This window comes from Kitasatospora sp. NPDC048662, from assembly GCF_055587065.1.
This window is the reverse complement of record NZ_JBVJHA010000013.1, coordinates 115823-130726: the sequence shown is the minus strand read 5'-3', so window position 1 is coordinate 130726 and position 14904 is coordinate 115823. Positions and strand designations below refer to the sequence as shown.

The 14904-nt window shown below is 74.4% G+C and carries 14 protein-coding genes; 8 read left to right on the top strand and 6 right to left on the bottom strand.

Going from position 1 to position 14904, the window contains the following annotated elements:
* Nucleotides 1–105 precede the first annotated feature (105 nt).
* The 5 genes from ACZ6R9_RS28320 (at nucleotide 106) to ACZ6R9_RS28300 (ending at nucleotide 9887) form a co-directional block, all read left to right on the top strand.
* Entirely contained in the window at nucleotides 106–2499 is a 2394-nt protein-coding gene (locus ACZ6R9_RS28320; RefSeq protein WP_465541178.1) for a hypothetical protein, read from the top strand.
* Between the two features lie 924 nt (nucleotides 2500–3423).
* Nucleotides 3424–5940: a class III lanthionine synthetase LanKC gene (lanKC, locus tag ACZ6R9_RS28315; RefSeq protein ID WP_465541176.1), complete on the top strand. Its 2517-nt coding sequence runs from the start codon at nucleotides 3424–3426 to the stop codon at nucleotides 5938–5940.
* 111 nt (nucleotides 5941–6051) lie between these two features.
* The gene (locus tag ACZ6R9_RS28310; protein ID WP_380488450.1) at nucleotides 6052–6177 is read left to right on the top strand and encodes a SapB/AmfS family lanthipeptide; all 126 of its coding nucleotides are present in this window, start codon (nucleotides 6052–6054) and stop codon (nucleotides 6175–6177) included.
* A gap of 87 nt (nucleotides 6178–6264) precedes the next feature.
* A complete protein-coding gene (locus ACZ6R9_RS28305) occupies nucleotides 6265–8028 on the top strand; it encodes an ATP-binding cassette domain-containing protein (protein ID WP_465541174.1) in 1764 nt (587 codons plus the stop codon).
* Nucleotides 8025–9887, top strand: coding sequence for an ATP-binding cassette domain-containing protein (locus tag ACZ6R9_RS28300; RefSeq protein ID WP_465541172.1), 1863 nt, complete (start codon nucleotides 8025–8027; stop codon nucleotides 9885–9887). The genes ACZ6R9_RS28305 and ACZ6R9_RS28300 overlap by 4 nt, the downstream gene beginning before the upstream one ends.
* Nucleotides 9888–10127: 240 nt before the next feature.
* Here the strand turns inward: ACZ6R9_RS28300 and ACZ6R9_RS28295 are convergent, their stop codons facing one another.
* Genes ACZ6R9_RS28295 through ACZ6R9_RS28285 form a run of 3 tightly spaced genes read right to left on the bottom strand, consistent with a single transcriptional unit; the run spans nucleotide 10128 to nucleotide 10742 of the window.
* On the bottom strand, nucleotides 10128–10295 hold the full coding sequence (locus ACZ6R9_RS28295) for a hypothetical protein (protein ID WP_465541170.1): 168 nt from the start codon (nucleotides 10293–10295) through the stop codon (nucleotides 10128–10130).
* A complete protein-coding gene (locus ACZ6R9_RS28290) occupies nucleotides 10292–10585 on the bottom strand; it encodes a hypothetical protein (protein ID WP_465541168.1) in 294 nt (97 codons plus the stop codon). Before ACZ6R9_RS28290 ends, ACZ6R9_RS28295 begins: the two co-directional genes overlap by 4 nt.
* Nucleotides 10586–10613: 28 nt before the next feature.
* Nucleotides 10614–10742 (bottom strand): hypothetical protein, encoded by a 129-nt coding sequence (locus tag ACZ6R9_RS28285; protein ID WP_465541166.1) that lies wholly within the window; start codon nucleotides 10740–10742, stop codon nucleotides 10614–10616.
* A gap of 14 nt (nucleotides 10743–10756) precedes the next feature.
* Here ACZ6R9_RS28285 and ACZ6R9_RS28280 point away from each other — a divergent pair, with 14 nt between their 5' ends.
* Both ACZ6R9_RS28280 and ACZ6R9_RS28275 read left to right on the top strand, forming a co-directional pair.
* Nucleotides 10757–11089: a hypothetical protein gene (locus tag ACZ6R9_RS28280; RefSeq protein WP_465541164.1), complete on the top strand. Its 333-nt coding sequence runs from the start codon at nucleotides 10757–10759 to the stop codon at nucleotides 11087–11089.
* Between the two features lie 264 nt (nucleotides 11090–11353).
* Nucleotides 11354–11782 carry a hypothetical protein gene (locus ACZ6R9_RS28275; protein WP_380478332.1) on the top strand — a complete coding sequence of 143 codons (429 nt, stop codon included), beginning with the start codon at nucleotides 11354–11356 and terminating at the stop codon, nucleotides 11780–11782.
* Between the two features lie 268 nt (nucleotides 11783–12050).
* On the opposite strand, the gene ACZ6R9_RS28270 is transcribed toward ACZ6R9_RS28275, so the two are convergent.
* The 3 genes from ACZ6R9_RS28270 to ACZ6R9_RS28260 all read right to left on the bottom strand — a co-directional run bounded on the left by ACZ6R9_RS28270 (nucleotide 12051) and on the right by ACZ6R9_RS28260 (nucleotide 14026).
* Nucleotides 12051–12230 carry a polysaccharide deacetylase family protein gene (locus tag ACZ6R9_RS28270; protein ID WP_380479225.1) on the bottom strand — a complete coding sequence of 60 codons (180 nt, stop codon included), beginning with the start codon at nucleotides 12228–12230 and terminating at the stop codon, nucleotides 12051–12053.
* 476 nt (nucleotides 12231–12706) lie between these two features.
* Nucleotides 12707–13372: a peptidylprolyl isomerase gene (locus ACZ6R9_RS28265; protein WP_380478333.1), complete on the bottom strand. Its 666-nt coding sequence runs from the start codon at nucleotides 13370–13372 to the stop codon at nucleotides 12707–12709.
* Nucleotides 13373–13516: 144 nt separating this feature from the next.
* A complete protein-coding gene (locus ACZ6R9_RS28260) occupies nucleotides 13517–14026 on the bottom strand; it encodes a hypothetical protein (RefSeq protein ID WP_465541161.1) in 510 nt (169 codons plus the stop codon).
* A gap of 274 nt (nucleotides 14027–14300) precedes the next feature.
* Between ACZ6R9_RS28260 and ACZ6R9_RS28255 the strand changes: the two genes are divergently transcribed.
* Nucleotides 14301–14849 (top strand): EF-hand domain-containing protein, encoded by a 549-nt coding sequence (locus tag ACZ6R9_RS28255; protein WP_465541159.1) that lies wholly within the window; start codon nucleotides 14301–14303, stop codon nucleotides 14847–14849.
* The last annotated feature ends 55 nt before the right edge of the window (nucleotides 14850–14904 follow it).

Sequence of the window (14904 nt, the reverse complement as noted above, 5' to 3'; positions counted from 1 at the left end):
TCGAGCGGGGCGGCTGCGGCGGATCACGGTCCGGCGGGCACTGCCGCGCGCTAGGGTGTCCCCCGGTGTGTTCGGGGGCGAACGGGGCGCAACGGGGAGGACTGTATGGGTGGCGACTGGACCAGCGAGCTGATCGTCCCGGACGGGCCGGGCGAGGCGGTCGTGGAGGGGCCCGCACCGGCGCGGCCGCCGGGGTACCGGCCGGATCCGCGGATGTCGCGGGAGCAGTGCGCGGAGGCCGTGCGGCACGGCGGCTGGCTGTTCAAGGCCGACGAGGGCCACGACCCGGACGGGCGGGTGCCGGTGGGAGTCGTGGAGGGGGCCTGGCAGGTGGGCGCCGACGGTTTCCCGTTGCGGTTCTGGCCGAACCCGCGGTACGGCGCGCCGGTGCCGGAGCAGCCCGTCGCGGACGGTGCGGCGCCGCTGCCGCCGCTGCACGCCGGGCGTCGCCCGGCCGGGCGGGCGCTGCTGGGCTGGCTGGAGGATCCTCACGCGCCGCGGCTGTGCCGGGTCGCCGGGTCGAGTGGCAGTGGGCGCAGTCACCTGTTGCGTTGGCTGGTCGCCGCGTGCCCGCCGGACCATGCGCACGCCGGTCGGCGGGTGGAAGTGTCGTTGTCCGCCGCCGAGTTGACCGTGGACCTGTTCGTGTGGCGGCTCGCCGGGCTGCTGGGTGTGCCGGCCGGCACGCCGGAGGAACTGGTCGCGGCGTTGATCGACGGTGTGCCGCGCGTCCTGGTGGTGACCGACCTCGACCGGGCGGGTTCCGCGCTGCTGCCGGATGCCGCGCGGCGGATCGCGGCCGAGGTGCTGCGGCCGTTGCTGCGGGTGCCGTGGCTGCGGATCGTGGTGGAGTGCGCCTCCGGGACGCCTGCGGCGGCGGCGCTGGACGTGCCGGCCGCCGTGCTCGACCTGGATCAGCCGCAGTGGACCGACCTGGAGTCCTTCACCCGGTGGGCGACGTCCCTGGCGGGACGCCCGCTCCCGGCGGAGGTCTACCCGTCGCCCGCGTTGGCGCTGCTGGCCGCACGCACCGGCGACGGCGTGCTGCTCGACGCGGGAGCCTCGCCCGCGCGGCGGGCCGAGACGCTCGCCGAGACCTGGTGGGAGTCGCTGCCCGAGCTCGTCCGGGCTCCGGTGACGGCGCTGGCCTCGGTCCGGGGCGGTCTCGACGAGGAGCTGTGGGGTGAACTGCCCGGCAGCCTCGGCCCGTTCGCGGTGGAGCAGGCGGTCGATCTGCTGCTGCCGGCCGATGACGCCGGGCGCTACCGGGTCTGGCCGGACGCCTTCGCCGAGCGCCTTGCCCGGTCGGGCCTCGACCATCTGTCGATCCGGCAGAACATTCTGCCGGAGCAGCCCGGCCCGAAGGACGCCGACCGCCTCGACCTGGTGCTGCGCCACGCCGTCCGGACATCGGCGCCGGTCGACGACCTGCTGGCCGATCCGGCCGTCCTGGTGCACGCCGACCCGCTGGCGGTCGGCCTCGCGCTGGAGCACGGAGTCGCCCTGCGGGTGGCGAAGGGCGATTCCCTGGAGGCCGAACGCACGCCCGTGCAGCGGGCGTGGTGGCTGGCCGGGCCGCGGGTCACCGCCACCGGGGACCCGCAGGAACGGGCGTCCGCGCTGCACTGCTGGGCGGCGAGTCTTGATGGCGAGCTGTCGGGCCGGTTCGCGCAACTCGCCGGGCAGGGCTGGCGGGCCCGCTGGGCGTTCGCGCGGCGTGCCGACCCGGTGCACCTGATCGCCCGGCACAACGGGCCTTCGCAGGAGGGGCAGTTGGCGGTCGCCGTCGGCTGGGACATCGGGGTGGTCGATGCGGCCACCGGCCGTCCCTCCGGCGGGTCCCCGCTCCGGCTGACGGACCGTTCCGCGGTCGCGCTGGCCACCGGCCACGACGGCACCACCTATGCGCTGCGGCGCAGCGGCGCCGTCGAGGAGATCCGTCCGCTGGAGGCGTCCGGCCCGTTTGCCGATGGGATGCGGCGGTTGCTGGCCTCGATGGACGACGGGGCCACCGCGATTGCGGCGCGCGGCGGGGAGCAGCGGGCGGTGGCGGCCGGTGACGCAGCAGGCCGGGTGCACCTGCTGGAGGACCGGGACGGGACGGAGGCGGTGCGCAGCGACGATCCGCTCCACGACGGGGTGGTGACGGCGGTCGACCTCGCCCACCACGGCGGGCACCACCTGCTGATCACCGGCGGCGCCGACGGCCGGGTGCAGGCCTGGATGCCGGGTCGCGGGCCGCTCTCCCCGCCGCTGCCGGCCCGGGACGTCCCGGTCACCGCGGTCGCCGTCGCCACCACGCCGAACGGCCTGATGTGCGCGGCCGGTTGGGCGGACGGTCTGGTCCGCGTGGTGCTGGCGGGCGCCGAGCGGGTCACGCACGACCTGCCTCTGGGTGCCCCGGTGGTCGGACTGGTGATCACCGACGGGGGCCGCGTGTGCGTGGCCACCGCGACGGGCGCCCTCGGCATCGACCTCGCCGGGGCGGCGCAGGGCTGAGAGTCCGTCAGGAAGTCGGGACGCGGGCGACACCGGGGAGGTGGCGCCCGCGTCGTGCTGTCGGGTGCGTTGTGCCGGCGGGCGGGCGCTCGTGCCGGCGGGCGCCGGACGGGGCACCCGCGACCGGGCCTGCGGCACGCCGGGGGGTCGGGCTGGTGCTCACCGGCGTGGGCCGTCAATGCCGGCGCCCTCGGCCGGGACACCGCAGTGCCGTGGGTCCGTGAGACAGCGGGACGTCGGCGGGTGGCGAGCGGTTCGGCAGGGACGGCGGGGGTGGGACGTGCGTTGCCGTGCCGGGGGTGCTGCCCGGGCGGAAGTCCGGCAGCTGGCCAACCGCGGCTCGGGCGGGGTGTGTTGGCCGAGGTGGGGCGCGCGATGGCGTGTGCGCGCCGGGGGGCGCGTGGGTGGGTGTGGGGGCCGGGGTGGTGGGCGCGCGTGGAGGTGCGAGCACGCCCTCCGTGCCGGTGGCGCGCCGGTCGGGTACCGGACAGCGGGTGGCGGATCGGGGCCCGTCCCGTGGGCGCGTGCGCTCCGACGTTGTGCCGAGGTGCGACCGGGGCGCGGGCGCACCGGCGCGCGCGACGGCGGGGCGGCGGGACGGGCCGCCCCCGGGTATCGCCGCTGGCGGGACGCCACCACGGAGCGGCGCGGGCCTGCGAACGGGGCGGCGGCCGGCCGGGAAAAGCGCAGGTAAAGGGAGGGTTGCGGGGTGGCGGCCGGGCCCGTTGCGTGCGCCCCGCGGAATCCGGCCAACCATTTTCGAAGCTCTTTCGACGCCGCGCCGGCCCTTGCAGACTCTCGGTGGCGATCGGCCGGTCGGACATCCCCACCGGCCGGACGTCCCCCGTTGCCGTGCTGCACCGGCTCCGCGCCGTCCGACGCACGGACACTCCCCTTACCTGCGACGCGCCATGGAGCGATCCGATGGACATGCGCTACGAGGCGTACTCCTACGCCGATCCGGTCTTCTACGACTCCCCGGTCCAGTGGGCGGCCCGCGACGAGTTCCCGGCAGCCACCGAAGCCGCGCCGGACGGCTGGGTGCGCAGCCTGCGCGAGGTGTGGGTGGGTTATCAGCCGGCCGCCGTGCCGTTGCCGGAGCAGGGGTGGAAGATCCACGTGTCGGCCTGTCTGGACAACGCGCCGTGGATCCTGGACGTGGTGCGGGCGCACTGTTTCGAGCACGGGGTGGCGTTCAAGTTCCTGCGCAGTCCGGCGCTGGTGCAGACGCAGAACGCCAAGTACGCCTCGCGCGGCTCCAGTGGGAAGTTCATGACGCTGTATCCGGCCGACGAGGCGCAGTTGGAGCGATGTCTCACCGGCCTGGACGATGCCCTGGCGGGGGCGCCCGGCCCGTACATCCTGAGCGATCTGCGCTGGCGGAAGGGTCCGCTGTATCTGCGCTACGGGGCGTTCACCGAGCAGTGGTGCCGCAACGAGGAGGGCGAGTTGGTGCTGGCGCTGCGCGAGCCGTCCGGCGTGCTGCGCCCGGATGTGCGGCGGGCGGCGTTCGACCTGCCGAAGTGGGCGCCGGTACCGGCGGTGCTGGCCGGGACGGTGGCGGGTGCGGGGCGCAGCAGTGTCGACGAGTTCCCGTTCACGGTGGAGCGGGCGCTGCACTTCTCCAACGGTGGCGGGATCTATCTGGCGCGGCCGGCCGGCGGTGGTGAGCAGGTCGTGCTGAAGGAGGGCCGGCCGTATGCGGGCCTCGATCAGCGCGGTGAGGACGCGGTGCGGCGGCTGGTGCGTGAGCAGCGGACCTTGGAGGCGCTGGCGGGTCTGGATGCGGTGCCGGCCGTGCTGGGAGATCTGACCGCGTGGGAGCACCGTTTCCTGGTGCAGGAGTACGTGGCGGGCGAGGGGTTGCACCACTGGTTCGGCCGTCGTTATCCGCTGGTGCATCCGGAGGCGGACGAGGCGGCGGTGGCCGCGTACCGCGAGGAGGCGACGGCGGTGCTGGACGCGGTGGAGCGGGCGCTGCGGGCCATCCACGGCCGGGGCATCGTGTTCGGGGATCTCCATCCGCGCAATCTGATCGTCCGCGAGGACGGGTCGGTGGTCTTCGTCGACTTCGAACTCGCCTCGCCCGTGGAGGAGTTCGTGCGGCCCGCGCTGGGGGCGGCCGGGTTCGCGGCGCCGGCCGGGCTGACCGGGTTCGCGGTGGACGAGCATGCGCTGCGGGCGCTGCGGCTGTGGGCGTTCCTGCCGCTGTTGCCGCTGACCGCCCTGCATCCGGCGAAGGGTGCGGCGCTGGCTCGTTCCGCCCGCAAGCGGTTCGAGCTGCCGGCCGGGTACCTGCCCGAGCCGCCAGCGGAGGCGGGCGCTCAACTGGCCGCCGTGGAGGGCCTGTTCGGGGACGGCCGGGAGGGCTGGCCACGGCTGCGGGACGGACTGGTGGCGGCGATCGCCGGGAGTGCCACACCCGAGCGCGCCGACCGGCTGTTCCCGGGCGATCCCGCGCAGTTCACCCACGACGGCCTGGGCCTGTCGTACGGTGCGGCGGGCGTGTTGTGGGCGTTGCACGCGGTGGGTGCGGGCGTCGATCCGCGGCATGTGCGGTGGTTGCTCGACGCGGTGGAGCGGCAGCCGTGCCGGCCCGGTCTGTTCGTCGGCGCGCACGGCACCGCCTGGGTGCTGGACCGTCTCGGCCACCGCGAGAGCGCCCTCGACCTGCTGCGCCGCGTCGACAAGGACGACGCGCTCGGCGTCGGGCCCGATCTGTCGGCGGGGCTGGCGGGCATCGGTCTGGCCCGGCTGCACTTCGCCCGCGTCACCTGCGACCGCACCTTGCTCGCCTCGGCCGCCGAGTGCGCGGACCGGGCCGTGGCCGCCCTCCGGCTGGGCGGGCCCGCACCGTCCACGGCCCGGCCGGGCCTGCTGCACGGCGCGAGCGGCACCGCGTTGCTGCTGGTCCGGCTGTTCGAGGAGTGCGCCAACCCGGTACTGCTGGACCTCGCCCGGGCCGCCCTCGACCAGGACCTCGCCCGCTGTGTCACCGCCGAGGACGGCACCTTGCAGGTGGACGACGGCAGCCGGGTGCTGCCGTACCTGGAGTCCGGCAGTGCGGGCATCGCGGCCGTCGCGCACGCCCTGCTGCGGCACCGTCCCGACCCGGCGCTGGCCGAGCAGGTGGCGCGGATCCGGGCCGCCGCCGAACCGGAGTTCATCGTGCAGCCGGGCCTGTTCAACGGCCGGGCCGGGCTGATCGCGCTGCTCGCCCTGGACCCCGGGGGCCCCGCGTCCGAGGACGAGCTGATCGACCGTCACGTGCGTCGGCTGGCCTGGCACGTGCTGCCCCGGCAGGGTCAACCGGCCTTTCCCGGCGAGCAGTTGCTGCGTCTGTCGATGGACCTGGCCACCGGCACCGCCGGCGTGCTGACGGCGCTGGCCTCGGTGTACGACGGCAGCCCGCCGATGCCGTTCTGGCCGGCCGGCAGCTGAGCCGCCCCCGGCGCCTCGCGCCCCCGTCGCGGCCGGGTCATGCCGCCCCACGAGTTCCGGCGACCGCCGGAGAAACCGCAGCACCATCCGAGTCCAGTAAAGGAGACCGTCATGGCGATCCTCGACCTGCAGGCGCTGGAGACCCCCGAGGAGACCACCGAGTACCGCTCGGTGCTCAGCTCCCTGAGCGCCATCAACTGCACCAACAGCACCGTGAGCACGCTGCTCTGCCTCTGATCACCCCGGCCGGCCGTGCGCGCGTCCCGCGCACGGCCGGCTCCGCATTGCCCTGTCGACTCCGCGAACGGCACTCCGGGAGGCCCTGTGCCCGCCGACCTGCCCGCCCCCGTCCCCGTGTTGCGGTCCGTGCTGGCGCTGAAGCGGTGGTGGACCGTCGCGCTCGCCCTGTCCGTCGCCGCCGGCACCGCTTGCAGCCTGCTGTTGCCCCGGGCCCTCGCCCGGGCGATCGACCGGACCTTGGCGGGCGCGGGCTTGGAGGCCTCAACTCCCCTGCTGGTTTTGATCGTTGTGGCTGCGGCTGCCGAGGCGACCGCTCAGTGCACCGCGCCCGGTGGGGCGGCGGCGACGGGTGCCGCGCTGCGGTCGGAAGCGATCCGGCGGGTGGGTGCGGCCGGGCCAGGTACGGTCGGGGCCGGTACGGTCGGGCCCGGTACGGTCGGGGCCGGTACGGTCGGGCCAGGTGCGATCGGGACCGGTACGGTCGGCGGTCCGACGGCGGGTGATCTGACGGCTCGACTGACGGGCAGTGCCCCGCAGGCCGCGCTGGCCGGTGCGGCCGTGGTGCACACGGTCGCCCAACTGCTCACCGCCGCAGGCGCGTTGATCGGCCTGTTCCTGCTGTCCCCGGGTCCGGCCGTGGCGTTCCTGCTTGCCGCGCCGGTCGGCTGGCTGCTGGTTCGCCGTCAGGTGCGGCGCACCGCCGGTCATGGCGAGGCCTACCTGGCCGCGCAGTCCGAGATCGCCTCCCGGCTGGTGGAGGCGGTGCGCGGCAGTGCCTCGATCGCCGCCGCCGGCGCCCGGTCCGTCGAACTCGCCCGGGTGCTGCTTCCGTTGCCCGATCTGTCGCGGCATGGCCACGCGCTGTGGCGCAGTCAGCGCGAAACCGCGTGGAAGGTCGGCCTGTTGGCACCCGCGACGCAGGTCGCCGTGCTGGCCGCCGCAGGCGCGGATCTCGCCGCCGGACGGCTGACCCCCGGGGGCCTGGCCGCCGCGATGGCCTACACCACGGTCGGGCTGGGCGGTTTCGGCGCGGCCCAGAGCCTGCTGGACCTGGCCCGGGCCCGGGCCGCAGCCGTCCGCCTGGCCGAACTCCGGGTGCCGGCGCCGATCACCGGAAACTCACAACTACCGTGGGGAAAGGGCCAGTTGGAGTTCCAGCAGGTGGCGATCCGGTCCGGCTCCGGCCTGCTGCTGAACCACCTGGACCTGACCGTCCCCGCCGGTTCCTGGGTCGCGGTGGTCGGTGCGGACGACGCCGCGACCTCCGCGCTCGCCGCTCTGGCCGCAGGCCTGCTCCGCCCCGAGCGGGGCACGGTGCGGCTCGACGGCGCCGACCTCGCCACCGTCCGCCCACCGCAGCTGCGGGCGGCCGTGGCCGTCGCGTTCGCCGATCCGGTGCTGTACGGCGCGACGCTGGCCGACGCCCTGACGCTTGGCCAACAGGACGTGCCTGAACGGGAGTTGGCGGCCGCCGCGCGCGCCGTCGGGGCGGACGCGTTCCTGCGCCGCCTGCCCTCCGGCTACCGCACACCGCCGGCGCAGGCGCCGCTGTCCGGCGGCGAACGCCAGCGGGTCGGCCTGGCCCGGGCGCTGTGCCGGGACGCCCGCCTGCTCGTCCTCGACCACGCCACCGCCAGTCTCGACGCGTCCGCCGAGTCCCTCGTCCTCGCCGCTCTCCGCACCCACGCCGCCGACCGCACGCGCTTGTGTGCGACCCGCAGCGCCGCGCTCGCCGCCGAGGCCGACCTGGTCGCCTGGCTCGATCGGGGCCGGGTCCGCAAGCTCGCCGCGCACGGCGAGCTGTGGTCCTCCCCCGGCTACCGCGCCCTGTTCGGGGCCGCCGCATGACGCCGCCACACCGGCCGGGGCTGGGGCCGAGGCTGGGGCCGAGGCTGGGGCCGAGGCTGGGGCCGAGGCTGGGGCTGGGGCCGGGGCTGGGGCCGGGGCCGAGACTGGCGCTGCGGCTGGGGCCGGGGCTGGGGCTGCTGCGCGGTGCGCTGGCCGGCAGCCTGCCGGAGCTCGGGAGGCTCGCCGCCTGGACGGTCCTCTCCGCCGCGCCCGCCGCGCTGTCCGGCAAGGCCCTCGCCCTCGCCGTCGACCGCGGCTTCCTCGCCCGCCAACCCGCAACCGGCTGGGCCTGGTTGGCGCTGTTCGCCGCCGCTGCGGCCCTCTCCGCCTGGGGTACCCGCAACGCGTACCGCCCGCTCGCCCGGATCGTCGAGCCCGCCCGGGACCGCCTGTTGCGCGGGGCGGCCGACGGCGCGCTCCGGCAGGCGGCCGCCACCCGGCCCGATCCGGACGCGGCGGCCGTCGCGGTCGCCCGGATCACCCGCCAGGTGGAGGCGGTGCGCGACAGTCTCGCCGGGCAGCTCCTGCTGGTCTCGCACCTCGCCCTGACCCTCGCCGCCGTCGTGGCCGGCACCGCCGCTCTTGCGCCCGGCGCACTCGTCCCGGTCTGCGCGCCCCTGCTGCTCTCGGTCGCCGCCTTCGCCGCGCTCACGCCCCGGATGGCCCGCCGCCAACGCGAACTCTTCCGCACCGAGGAGGAGTTCACCGCGTCCGCCCTGCACACCGTGACGGCGCTGCGTGACCTGACCGCCTGCGGGGCGGAGCAGCGCGCGGTCGATCGGGTGCTGGCGGACGTCGCGGCGAACGAGGCCGCGGGCCGTGCGCTGGCCCGGCTGGCCGCCGTCCGGCACCTGTTGGTCGCGCTGGGCGTGCACGGCCCGCTCGCCGTGCTGATCCTGACGGCCCCGGCCCTGCTGCGTCACGGCCTGAGCCCGGGCGCGCTGCTGGGTGCCATCGCCTACCTGCTGGGCACCCTCGAACCCGCGCTGCGGCTGCTGGTGCAGGGCCTCGGGCCGTCCTGGCTGCGGATGACCGTCGCCGCCGAACGCCTCGCCGCCACGGCCGACGCCACGGCCACCGTCAAGGCCGAGGCCACGGCCGACGAGCCTGCCGCCGATCCGCCCCCGCTTCCGGCTCGGCGTCCGGATCGGCATCCGGATCGGCGTCCGGATCGACAGCGCTCGCGCCCGGCCCTCGAACTGCGCGGCGTCGACTTCGCGTGGGGGCGCGGCGCCCAACCCGTCCTGCGCGAGCTCGACTTGACGCTCCGGGACGGCGAGAGCCTCGCCGTCGTGGGGCCGTCCGGCACCGGCAAGTCCACTCTGGCCGCGCTCGCCGCCGGGCTGCTCCGCCCCGACCGCGGACACGTGCTGCTGTCCGGGCTGCCCGCCGAGGAGTTGGCCCCCGCCGCGCTCGCCGCCCTGCGAACGCTGCTGCCGCAGGAGCCGTACCTGTTCACCGGCACCCTCGCCGAGAACCTCCGCTGGCCGCGCCCGGCCCTTTCGGCCGCCCGGCTCCGCCATGCCCTGCGCGCGCTCGGCGCCGACTCCCTGACCGGCCGCCACGGCGGGCTCGACGGCCCGGTCTCGGCCGCGACCCTCTCCCCCGGTGAACGTCAACTCCTCGCGCTGGTCCGCGCCTACCTCAGCCCGGCGCCGCTCACCATCCTCGACGAGGCCACCAGCCATCTCGACGCCACCACCGAACTCCGCATCGACCAGGCATTCCGCGCTCGCCCGGGCGCCCTGCTCACCATCACCCACCACCCGTCCCAGGCCGACCGCGCCGACCGCGTCCTGCACCTCGACAACGCCGACTGGTCCCTCCGGGCGGGGGCCGGAAGCAGTGCGTCACAGTGATCGAGCAACGGACGAGTGGCGGCGGCCGTCGGCGCCGGCGAGGAGCTGGTGGCGAGCACGAGGTGCTGGCGCTGCTGAACGGGGGCCGCTCCGACTGGGCGGGCGGGCAGCGGCTCTCGGTGTCGGAGCGGGAGGTGGAGAAGCACCGCGCCTCGGTGTTCACCACGCTCGACCTGCGCGCCTCCCCGACGGACAACCGGCGGGTGCCGGGGCCCACCTCGCCGGGGCGGTTCCTCAAGGTCAGTGCGGGAGACGAGACTTGGCGAGGTCGCGGATGCGCCGGGTGCGCCCGCTCTCGGCCAGTACCGCAAGGGCCGTGCCGGCCGTCGCGGTCTCGGCGGCGCGGAGCTGGCACCAGGTGGACGCCGCGAGCAGTTGCTCGGCGTCCCACGATTCGTTCAGCGTCACCGCCCGCAGCAGCGTCCACTCGCGCAGGCGCCGGGCGGCGAAGTCGTCCACTGCCACGGCCCGGTCATCTCGGCGCACCAGGCCGGGTAGCCGGGGTCCGTGAGCAGCTCGGTGGCCCGCCCGTCGAGGTACTCGCCGACCGCGCTGTTGGGCATCGCCGGGTCGGGATCGGTGAGCACCCGGGCAATCAGGCCGGCCGCGTCCTGCGGGGCCACCTCGACGAACGCCTGGCGGTAGCGGGCGAACCGCACGTGCTCGTCCTTGTCCCAGTTCTGTTGCGCGCCCGTCATCGTCACTCCTGTCGTTCGGTGCGCGCTGTCAGCGGGCCTGGTCGATGACGTCCTGGAGGTACTGCACGGCGAGCTTCTCTGCCCGGTGGCGCCGTTCGACGGTCGCCTCGCCGTCCTGCTCGGACCAGCGGCGGTAGAGGCGGACGGTGGCGAGCATCGCCTGCCGGCTTCGTGGCGATCGTAGCCGCACAGCGTGGCCCGGAGGGCGCGGGCCTCTTCGGGTGCGACGGTCTCCAGGCGGCGCACGCCGCACGGGTCCGCGCCGGCCCGACGGGCGGCCAGCGGGCCGAGCACGATGTCGCGCAGCTGGGCGAGGACGCCGATGGTCTCGAACAGTTCGCCGCGGCCGAGCTTCGTCGCGCCGTAGTGCACCCAGACCCAGAACCGGTCCTCGATCCATTGGGGGTCGAACTCCTGGGTGGCGGGCGGCTGTTGGGCGAGGGCGTCGGCCAGCAGGCCGGCCCGGTCCCAGAGGATCTCCGGGCGGCAGTTCGGGAGCGGTGATGTCCGCTGCCGCACCCCCGATGGACTGCCGATCCGGAGCGGGCGCCCACGGCGGCGAGGCGCGGTCGGCGCCGACGGCGTGTTGCGGGCCGCTTCGAGGTGCGGGACGTGCTGTTGGGTGCGGGCCGGTCCGGGCAGGTGGCGGTGGTGCGTCAATCGCCCTACGGCTTCCGGAAGATGAGAGTCCGACGCCTGGACGAGCGATACCCAGAAGGATAATCTTAAGGAAGAATTTTTCCTTGCTGCTATCTGGGGGGAATCCACTTGTCCGGACAAATCGTCGACCTCACCGGCACCAACGCCGCCGAGATCGTGCAGGAGTGGGACACGCTTCGCCATGTCGTCACTGCCAACGGCGGCGTCTCCCGCGTCGCCATGTGGCTGCTTCGCGACCTTGAGGAAAAAGGACGTCTGGGCGTCCACGTTCGCTCGGCCATCAGCCGACGACTCGACGGCCTGGGCCTCGCCCATCTCCCGGCCGAGCTCCCCTCGGACCAGTACGACATCATCACCGTCTACCGGCGCGGCACCCCCGCCGCAACCGTCATCGACGCGATCTACCACAACGGCAACAGCGTGGAGGCCGAAACGGCGCTTCGCCGCCTCAACACCTCACAGGATGCCGAGAAGTTGACAGCGGTGACCGAGAAGGTGGCCGAACTGACCGCGATCCTCGAAGGCTCCCCCAGCTGAACAGCGGCGCGGACGGCCCGGCCGGGCCGCGCCGACAGCAAGCTGCAGGCGCCGAGGGCCCGCTCGGCGACGCCGATGGGCCGTCAACGGTCGAAATACGAGCGGAAGTTCTCCGGTGACGTCGGCGGGGCCGCCCGGCCGACTGCTGAGGCCGCAGCCCGGGACGGCGAGCAGCAGCGCTGCGGCCGGAGCCGCGAACCCGGCCGGGCGGTAGTGCCATTGACTGCGACGCGGGGGCCTGCTGTTTCGCCCGTGGCGGCACCCGCCCTCAGGGTTTGGTGAACCGCTGCCTCGCCGACGCTGTTGGCGATCGTCTCCTCGGTGCGCTCCGGTTGGGCGAGCACGGGTCGGGTCGGGCAGGTAGGGGGTGGGACCAGGACTGGTTGGCGAGCTGGTGACTGGCAGTGGCCATCCGTTCGAGTTCGGCGCGGTGCGCGCGGGCGTGCAGACCGACGCAGAAGAAGGCCGCGGAGCGCGACGGCGGCCGGTTCCTCGGTCGGGACGGAGCCCAAGGCGGGGCACGGTGGCAGTAGCCACGGGTCGGCGCGGCAGTGCGTCAGGCCGGCGCTCATCAGGCCGCCGTCCAGCATGCCGTTGGCGGAGTCGATCAGCGTCGGCAAGCGTTCGCCCGTGGCGACGAACTCCCGTCGCAGGCCGAGCAGATGGCCGGTGAGGGCGCGGATCCGACCGGCCGCGAACCGGGGCGGCGGGAAGGCCGGCCGCGTCGAGCAGGGCGACTCGGAGCCGGAACCGGTCCAGGCGATTCCCGCATCGCGCACCGCACTCCTCGCGGCCGGGCGGCCGCAGGAACAGTCGGGAGCCCCCGGCTTGACTGACGGCTCGTCAATCTCGTGCGCATAAAGGGAATTAATGCCGTCGCGGAACGGCCCGCCGCGCATTGGTGACGGGCCGCGCCCGGCCCGCTCAGTGGCTGGAGATGGTGACCTTGCGGAAGTCCACCGGCAGGTTCGGGAAGCCGTCGCCCGGGGCATTCTGGTCGTCCTCGCCGCCGGCCGCGATCTTCTGCAGCACGTCGAGCCCGGCGGTGATCCGGCCGAACGGGGTGTAGTTGGGCCGCAGCTTGGTGTCCTTCCAGACGATGAAGAACTGGCTGCCGTTGGTGTCCGGGCCGGCGTTGGCCATCGCGACGGTGCCGGCCGGGTAGGTCGCTCCTTCGAGGTTCTCGTCGGGGAAGGAGTAGCCCGGCCCGCCACTGCCGGTGCCGGTCGGGTCGCCGCACTGCAGCACGTACAGGCGCTGGGTGGTGAGGCGGTGGCAGTGGGTGCGGTCGTAGTAGCCGCGTTCGGCGAGGAACCGGAACGAGTAGGTGGTGCACGGGGCCTTGTCGGTCAGCGCCTTGAAGGTGATCGCCCCCTGGGTGGTGCGCAGGGTGGCGCTGTACGGCTTGGCCGCCTTCTTCGCGTCGAAGACCGGGATGCCCTTGAAGTTGTCCGCCGGCACTGCGGGCGAGTACACGCACCCGGTGCCGGCGGTGGGCGCGGCGGCCACCGGTTCGGCGGCCACCGCGGTGGTGGACAGGGCGAGCGGCAGGGACAGGGCGGTGAGCAGCGCCCAGGACTTGCGCTTCATCTTGCGGTTCCCCCAACGGAGTTGACGTGATCGTCCATGGGACTTGATCAGGGACCTGCCATACCTGCCCACTCAGGTCCCACCCACACCCCGCACCGCGACGGTCGCACCCTTGCCGCTTCCCTGGCGTTCCCTTGCGGAGGGTCAGCGCCCCCAGGCGGAGAACTCGACGACGGCGTTGTTGCCGCCGCCACCGGCCGGCTGCGGGACGTAGAACATCAGGTCGGTGCCGTTCGAGTCGTAGCTGTTGGAGCCCACGTACGGGTTGTCCCAGTGGACCTGGATGATCCGGCCGTTCAGCACCGGGTTGGCGCAGTTCTCGCTGTAGAACCGGGCGTAGCCCTCGGTGCCGGTGGCGAAGCCGTTCGACTCGGACGCCCAGCTGCCCTGCTGCTGGTTGTAGATGTGGATCGGCGGCTGGGTGGTCCAGATGCCGTGCGAGAGCCACCAGTTCTCGCGGGTGAGGGTGCAGCCGGTCCAGTTGTTCAGCTTGACAGCCGTGCTGCGGGCGGCAGTTGCGAGGGCCGGCGCGGCGGTGGGCGACTTGGCGGTGGTCGCCTCGGTGGTGGTGGCGGCGGACGCGGTGCCGGTCAGCGCGACGGTGAGCGCGGCAGCGGCGGCGAAGGCGCCGGCGATGCGGGCGTAGGTTCCCATGGGTTCTCCCCCCGGAGCGGTCCGCCGGTCTCTCCGGCGGCCATGTCCCTACTGTGCGGCACGGGAATAAACCTCCAATGAACGGACACATAACGGCCACATTCATCGGCCTGCCCGCCGTACCGGGCCCGCCCCGAACGGGTGACCGCGTGCGGCATTGTCCGCGCGCCCCCGGAGCGGGGCGGGCCGAGGGCCGCGCCGCGGTGCGCCGGTGCAGGATCCGGCCGAAGGGAAAAGGATCACGACAGTGCACCCCCGAGAGAGGCGGTTTCCCTTGGCCAGCGAATTTCAGCGCAACAAGCTCACCACCATGTTCCAGGCGTTCGACACCGACCGGAACGGCTACCTCGACCAGGACGACTTCCAGGACCTCGCCGACCGCTGGCACCGCCTGCCCCGGGTGGCCGCGGATCCCGAACTCGCCGCGCGGGTGAAGGAAGTGACGCTCGGCTGGTGGGACCACCTGTCCGCAGTGGCCGACCGCGACGGCGACGGCAGAGTCGGCCTGGACGAGATCCTCGCCATGGTCGACCGCCTGCCCGCGATGCTCGACTACGTCAACGCCACCTCCGACGCGGTCTTCGACGCCGTCGACGAGAATTGCGACGGCCGGATCTCCCGCGCCGAGCACCGCCGCCTGGTGGACACCTGGCACGGCCGGGCCATCGACACCGGCGACGTTTTCGACCAGCTCGACCGGGACGGCGACGGCCGGCTCGGCCGCTCCGAATTCGCCCTGTTCTGGGCCCAGTTCTGGATCAGCGACAACCCCGCCGACCCGGGTAACCTGCTCTGCGGGCCACTCCCCCAGCCACAAGGCTGACCCGTCCTGGCCGCTGTCGGACTTTACATGTCCATGGGTACCCTCGCCGCGGGCG

Bases quoted from the DNA above. Each gene is read 5' to 3' on its own strand.
- ACZ6R9_RS28260 (WP_465541161.1), bottom strand. From the start codon at position 14,026: ATGGGAACCTACGCCCGCATCGCCGGCGCCTTCGCCGCCGCTGCCGCG.
- ACZ6R9_RS28285 (WP_465541166.1), bottom strand. From the start codon at position 10,742: ATGCTCGCCACCGTCCGCCTCTACCGCCGCTGGTCCGAGCAGGACGGC.
- ACZ6R9_RS28300 (WP_465541172.1), top strand. From the start codon at position 8,025: ATGACGCCGCCACACCGGCCGGGGCTGGGGCCGAGGCTGGGGCCGAGG.
- ACZ6R9_RS28310 (WP_380488450.1), top strand. From the start codon at position 6,052: ATGGCGATCCTCGACCTGCAGGCGCTGGAGACCCCCGAGGAGACCACC.
- ACZ6R9_RS28320 (WP_465541178.1), top strand. From the start codon at position 106: ATGGGTGGCGACTGGACCAGCGAGCTGATCGTCCCGGACGGGCCGGGC.
- ACZ6R9_RS28290 (WP_465541168.1), bottom strand. From the start codon at position 10,585: ATGACGGGCGCGCAACAGAACTGGGACAAGGACGAGCACGTGCGGTTC.
- ACZ6R9_RS28265 (WP_380478333.1), bottom strand. From the start codon at position 13,372: ATGAAGCGCAAGTCCTGGGCGCTGCTCACCGCCCTGTCCCTGCCGCTC.
- lanKC (WP_465541176.1), top strand. From the start codon at position 3,424: ATGGACATGCGCTACGAGGCGTACTCCTACGCCGATCCGGTCTTCTAC.